The sequence below is a fragment of the Pantoea sp. CTOTU46764 genome, assembly GCF_031974595.1.
GTDB lineage: Bacteria > Pseudomonadota > Gammaproteobacteria > Enterobacterales > Enterobacteriaceae > Pantoea > Pantoea trifolii.
This window is the reverse complement of sequence record NZ_DALYOQ010000116.1, coordinates 1-5,824: the sequence shown is the minus strand read 5'-3', so window position 1 is coordinate 5,824 and position 5,824 is coordinate 1. Positions and strand designations below refer to the sequence as shown.

General features: G+C 60.7%; 6 protein-coding genes. 4 read left to right on the top strand and 2 right to left on the bottom strand.

All coding sequences use genetic code 11. From position 1 onward, the window contains the following. The 4 genes from RTM06_RS22445 to fepB form a co-directional block, all read left to right on the top strand. Nucleotides 1-477 (top strand): ATP-binding cassette domain-containing protein (locus RTM06_RS22445; protein WP_312184760.1); only part of this gene is annotated, 477 nt, incomplete at its 5' end. Then, on the top strand, nucleotides 461-1,195 hold the full coding sequence (locus tag RTM06_RS22440) for an ABC transporter permease (protein WP_312184759.1): 735 nt from the start codon (nucleotides 461-463) through the stop codon (nucleotides 1,193-1,195). The genes RTM06_RS22445 and RTM06_RS22440, both read left to right, overlap by 17 nt. Nucleotides 1,196-1,204: 9 nt before the next feature. Further along, nucleotides 1,205-2,134 (top strand): ABC transporter substrate-binding protein, encoded by a 930-nt coding sequence (locus RTM06_RS22435; protein WP_312184758.1) that lies wholly within the window; start codon nucleotides 1,205-1,207, stop codon nucleotides 2,132-2,134. A 193-nt stretch (nucleotides 2,135-2,327) separates the two neighbouring features. Then, nucleotides 2,328-3,278, top strand: coding sequence for a Fe2+-enterobactin ABC transporter substrate-binding protein (fepB, locus tag RTM06_RS22430; RefSeq protein ID WP_312184757.1), 951 nt, complete (start codon nucleotides 2,328-2,330; stop codon nucleotides 3,276-3,278). Here the strand turns inward: fepB and entS are convergent. Both entS and RTM06_RS22420 read right to left on the bottom strand, forming a co-directional pair. Continuing rightward, entirely contained in the window at nucleotides 3,275-4,537 is a 1,263-nt protein-coding gene (entS, locus tag RTM06_RS22425; RefSeq protein ID WP_256698518.1) for an enterobactin transporter EntS, read from the bottom strand. The two genes, fepB and entS, sit on opposite strands and share 4 nt — an antisense overlap. Nucleotides 4,538-4,641: 104 nt before the next feature. Next, nucleotides 4,642-5,824: thioesterase domain-containing protein (locus RTM06_RS22420; protein WP_312184756.1), on the bottom strand; the 1,183-nt coding region annotated here is incomplete at its 5' end.

Here is a 5,824-nt window from a genome sequence, read left to right as displayed (position 1 = left end):
CTGACGGTGCTCGACAACGTGATGCTGTCGGCGCGGCTCAGCGGCGAAAAGCCGGATCGTCCGCGCGCGCTGGCACTGCTCGAGCAGGTGAAACTCAGCGACGTGGCGCATGCGCCGCCGCAGCAACTTTCGGGCGGCATGCGGCAACGCGTGGCGCTGGCACGCACGCTCTATGCGCAGCGCGACGTAGTGCTGATGGATGAACCTTTCGCCACGCTGGATGTGATGACCAAACTCAGCCTGCAAACGCTGACTGCCGAATTACTGCAAGGCAAAACCGTGCTGCTGGTGACGCACGATCCGCTGGAAGCGTGCCGCATGGCCGATGACATTCTGCTGCTGCAAGGCCAGCCGCTGGCCATCGAAAGCTGGCCGGTTCCCGGCGGTGACGCGCCGCGTGCGTTTGATCATCCCGACGTGCTGCAGGCGCAGGCTCAACTCTTCTCCCGACTGAATACCCATGAAAACACTGTTTAGCGCGATCTACCTGATCGTGGTGCTGCTGTGCGGCTGGCTGCTGGCGGGTCACAGCGGCGTGCCAACCTTCCTGCTGCCCACGCCGCAGGCGGTGTTTGAAGCGCTGTGGTTGCATCGTCAACTGCTGTGGCATCACGCGCTCTATACGCTGGCGGAAATTGTGCTGGCGCTGCTGCTGGGCGTTGGCGCGGGCGTGACGTTGGCGGTGCTGATGGCGGCCAGTCCGCTGCTGCGTCGTGTGCTGTTTCCGCTGGTCACCGCCAGCCAGGCGATTCCGGTGTTTGCCCTTGCGCCGCTGCTGGTGCTGTGGCTCGGCTTTGGTATCGCCTCGAAAGTGGTGGTAGCGGCTTTAATCCTGTTTTTCCCGCTTTGCTTATCGCTGTTCGATGGGCTGTGCCGCACGCCCAGCGGCTGGCTGGAACTGGCGCAAACCAGCACGTCATCGCGCTTCCGCATCTTCTGGCGCGTGCGCTGGCCCGCCGCGTTACCGCAATTTTTCTCCGGCCTGCAGATGGCGGTGGTGCTGGCGCCGATTGGCGTGGTGATTGGTGAATGGGTCGGCGCCAGCGAAGGGCTTGGCTATCTGATGATGCAATCCAACGCGCGACTGGAAACCGCCACCAGCTTCGCGGCACTGCTGCTGTTACTGATTCTGGCGCTGCTGCTTTCGGGCAGCGTGGCGCTGATGCGTAAGAAACTCCTCTGGCAATCTACATAAGGAAGAACCGTGAATACCCTACGAATCGCATTGACCGCGTTGCTGCTGCTGGCGACCGCTAACGTGCAGGCGGCGGAGAAAGTTCGTCTGCTGCTCGACTGGTTTATCAACCCCAACCACGCGGCGATTTTTGCTGCCCAGCACAGCGGCGCGTTTAAGAAAGAGGGGCTGGATGTGGAGATGATCGCGCCGGCCGATTCTGCTTCGGTGTCATTGCTGCTGGCGGCGGGCAAAGTCGACCTCGCCATCAGTTACCAGCCGCAGCTCTACACGCTGGTGGATAAAGAGGTGCCGGTGATCCGCGTCGGCACGTTGATTAATCAGCCGTTGAATACGCTGACCACGGTGTCAGGCGATATTCACTCGCTAAAAGATTTCGCTGGCAAAACCATCGGCTACGCGGTGCCGGGCACCGAAGATGTAGCGATTCACAATATGCTGAAATCACAGGGCGTTGATGCTGCTTCGGTGAAGCTTATCAACCTGAATATGGATGGCACCTCCGCGCTGCTGACGCAGAAGATTGATGGCGCGATGACTATCTTCCGCAACTACGAGCTGCTGGATCTGAAAGACAAAGGCGCCAAGCCAACGGTGTTCAAGCCGGAAGATTACGGCGTGCCTGCTTATGATGAGTTGATCATTGTGGCAAACCAGAAAACTGCCGCGCAGGATAGACGCATTCCGGCGTTTTTACGTGGTCTGGATGCAGGTGTGGCGTGGCTGCGCGCGCATCCGCAGGAAGCGTGGCAGGCGTTTATTAAACACTATCCCGAGCTGAATACCCCGCTCAATCACGAAGTGTGGCAGGCGACGCTGCCGTATTTCGCGCAGCATAGCGCAGAGTTTGATCAGGCGCGCTATCAGGCGTTTGGTGAATATATGAAGGCTAATGGAGTGATTAAGGATGTGGCGCCGATGGCGCGATATTCGTTGTAAGCTGGTGCGGTTTGTCCCTCACCCTAACCCTCTCCCGCGCGCGGGAGAGGGAGCCGACCGCGCCCACCTATACATTCCCTCTCCCGCCTGCGGGAGAGGGCCAGGGTGAGGGAAACCACGCACAATTCCCTTGCACCCGCACTTATTTTTGATAATGATATTTATTCTCAACTATCAAGTGATGGACAACCTGATGCGTTTCCCCGCTCTTTCTCTGCTACTTAGCCTGTTTTTCATTTGCACCCATGTACATGCCGACGCCGCCTGGCCGCGCACTCTCGCCACACCGAAAGGCCCGTTCACTCTCCAACAGCCGCCGCAGCGTATTGTCTCTACCAGCGTGACGTTGAGTGGCACTTTGCTGGCGATTAACGCGCCGCTGGTGGGATCCGGGGCTACCAGTCGCAGCAGCAGCGTGTCGGATGCGCAGGGTTTTTTCACGCAATGGAGCGCAGTGGCAAAAGCGCGACAGGTTAAGCCGCTCTATATCTCGCAGCCGAATGCCGAAGCGATTGCCGCCGAAGCGCCAGATTTGATCGTGATGGCTGCCACCGGCGGCGATTCGGCGCTGCGCCTCTACGATCAACTGCAAACCATCGCCCCGGTGTTAGTGATCGATTACGGCGACAAGAGCTGGCAGGCATTGACCTTGCAGCTGGGCGAGATTACCGGCCATGAAGCCGATGCTAAAAAGGTGATTGCAGCGTTCGACCAACGGGTAGACGCGGTGCGTCACAAGATCACGCTGCCGCCGCAGCCGACCTCTGCGCTGGTCTATTACGAAGATGGACGCGGAATGAACTTGTGGACGCCAGCATCGGCGCAGGGCGCGCTGTTGCAGGATTTGGGCTTCACGCTGGCCGCGCCGCCCGCCAGTTTTCAGGGCAGCACCAGCATGGGCAAGCGCAATGACATTATTCAGCTGAACGGCGAAAACATGGCCGATGGTATTAACGGCAACACGCTGTTACTGTTCGCCGCCGATGAAAAAACCGTGCCGCAGGTGGCGAAGAATCCGTTCCTCGCCCATCTGCCTGCAGTACAGCAGCACGACATCTTTGCCGTAGGTAACGACACCTTCCGCCTCGATTACTACAGCGCCAGCAATATGCTCAGCAGCATCGAGCGGCAGTTTAGCCGTTAAGCATCGGCGGTGGCGGGTTGTGGCGCGTCCGGTTGTTCACCGAGGCGCGCCGAGCGCAGACCGCGCGCCGCCAGCGACAGCAGCACCAGCAATCCCGCCGCCAATCCGCCAAACCATAGCACGCTGCTCAGCGGTGCCAACGCGCGAGCCAGCGCACCCAAGCCCAATGCCCCAACGGAATCGCCGGTCACATCCTGCGCGGTGCCGAGGCTGTTGACGCGTCCCAGCAGCGCATCCGGCGTGTGATGCTGCGTCAGCATAAACTGCAACAGCGAGGCGATGGCGTTGCTGTAGCCGTAACACACCAGCGCCAGCAGCGCGGGCAGCAGATGGCTAAAAAGGCCGAGCGAGGCGATGCAGGCAAACGCCAGCAGCGCACAGCCAATCAGCACGAATCCCGGACGCGCCAACTGCCGCACCCAGCCGCTGGTAAAGGCACCGATCATCGCGCCCAGCGGCACCGCCGAGTACATCAATCCTAATGCGGACGCATCGGCGTGATAGGTCAGCGCCAGCGCCGGGAACAGAATACGCACCGCGCCAACCATGCTGAGCAGCAAGCCAACCAGCACTACCGCGCCAACCACTTTATGCTGGCAGACAAACTGCATGCCGCTTGCCAGCGCACGCAGCGGATGCTCCGGTTCCTGCTGTTCGGGCTTCATCGACGGTAAACGCACCAGCGGAATCAGCGTCGCCAGCGTGCCCATCGCGGCGACCGCAAAGGCCCAGCCGACACCTGCCGCGACGATGATCATACCGCCGAGCGCGGGCGACAAAATCGCGCCGAGGCGCACCGTTAGCATGCTGAGCGCACCGGCTTCTGCCAGATGTTCACGTCCAACGATTAATGGGATCACCGCCATCAGCGCAGTCATGCCGAGCGCGCCAAAGAAGCCATCCCAGAAGGCGAGGAAGTAGAGCGCCAGCAACGACGGCGCTGGGCTGAAGGCGTTGAGGCTGAGCAGCACAAAGCCGATGCCGCAGGTGCCGCGTGCGAACAGAATTAGCTTGCGGCGATCGTAGCGATCGGCCAGCACGCCGCCGAGCAGCAGGCCGATAAACATGCCGATGCCGTCGAGCATGACCGCCACGCCGACCTGCAGCGTGGAGCCGGTCATCGCCTGAATTTGCACCGGCACGCCAACCGCCAGCATGCCAAGGGCGAATACCGAGAGCATGCGCGCGCAGAATATCGCGCGGAACGATGCGTTGTTTTTGAGCAAACTGAAATCTAAGAATATCGAGGGCTTAGCCATGATTCTCCAGTGTATGTGAACGAGGTCGCCATTAATGGCGACCCTATGATGCGCGGTTGTTGCCGGTCGCCATAAATGACGCCCCTACAAAAACGTATCTAACCTCAACCTGCCAACAAACGATTAATCAACGGTCCTAACACCTTCAACGAATCCGCCGAAAGAATATCGGCGTGCTCGCAATCCAGCGGGAAGATGGTTAATTCATCAACGAACGGTGCCCAACTGGCGCTTACATCCATATCCGGCGGCAGGGTTTTTTCCGCCATAAACAGCGTGGCGTTGCCGGCATAACGCGGGGTGCGCGCTTCGGCGAGGCGCGCCACCGCGTCTTTGTAGTTGGCGACGATGGTGCTAAACATCGCCGCCTTCTCTTCACGCAGCAGCGGATCGCGCTCATCCTCGGTCGCAGCCATAAATTCAGCCTGCTCGCGCGCCACTTCCTGTTCCGCTTCGTCGGCATCTGGCGTGCGCCAGTCCTGACCTTCTGCCGGATAGGTATCCAGCAGGCCAAGGAATGCCACCGTTTCACCCTGCGCCTGCAAACGTGCCGCGATGCCTTGTGCCAGCGTGCCGCCGAGTGAATAGCCGAGCAGGAAATAAGGGCCGCTCGGCTGCTGCTGGCGAATCGCCTGCAGATGGTGATCGCACATCGCTTCCACGCTGTGACACGCGGCAATCACGCCATGTGGACGCGGCGATTGCAGGCCGACAATCGGGAAGTCGCCGTCGAGATAATGCAGCAGGGCGCTGTACTGCCAGGCGAAGCCGGATGCCGGATGGATGCAGAACAGCGTCGGGCCGTGACCAGCGCGCAGCGGCAGCAGTTCGCCGTTACCACCGCTTTCACTGTTGGCACCGCCGTCGAGCAGCGCCGCCAGTTTCTCCACGCTGCGCGCGGCGATGATCTGCCCAACGCTGAGCGGCGGCACCTCACGACGACGCAGTTCTGCCGCCAGACGCATTGCCAGCAGTGAATGACCACCGAGCGCGAAGAAATCGTCATCGGCAAATACGCTGTCGCAACCGAGCAGCTGCTGTAACAGATCCGCCAGCAGACGCTCGTTGGCGCTGTGCGGCAGGCGACCGCTGCGCGCGCTGAGCTGCGGCATCGGCAGCGCTTTACGATCCAGCTTGCCGTTGGCGCTGAGTGGCAGATGGTCGAGCAGCAGATAGCTGACCGGCTGCATATGCGCCGGCAGACGTTCACCCAGCTGCTGCTTCACCGTTTCGATATCCAGCGCTGCGCCCGCTTCGGCCACCAGCCAGCCGAGCAGCTGACGGTTA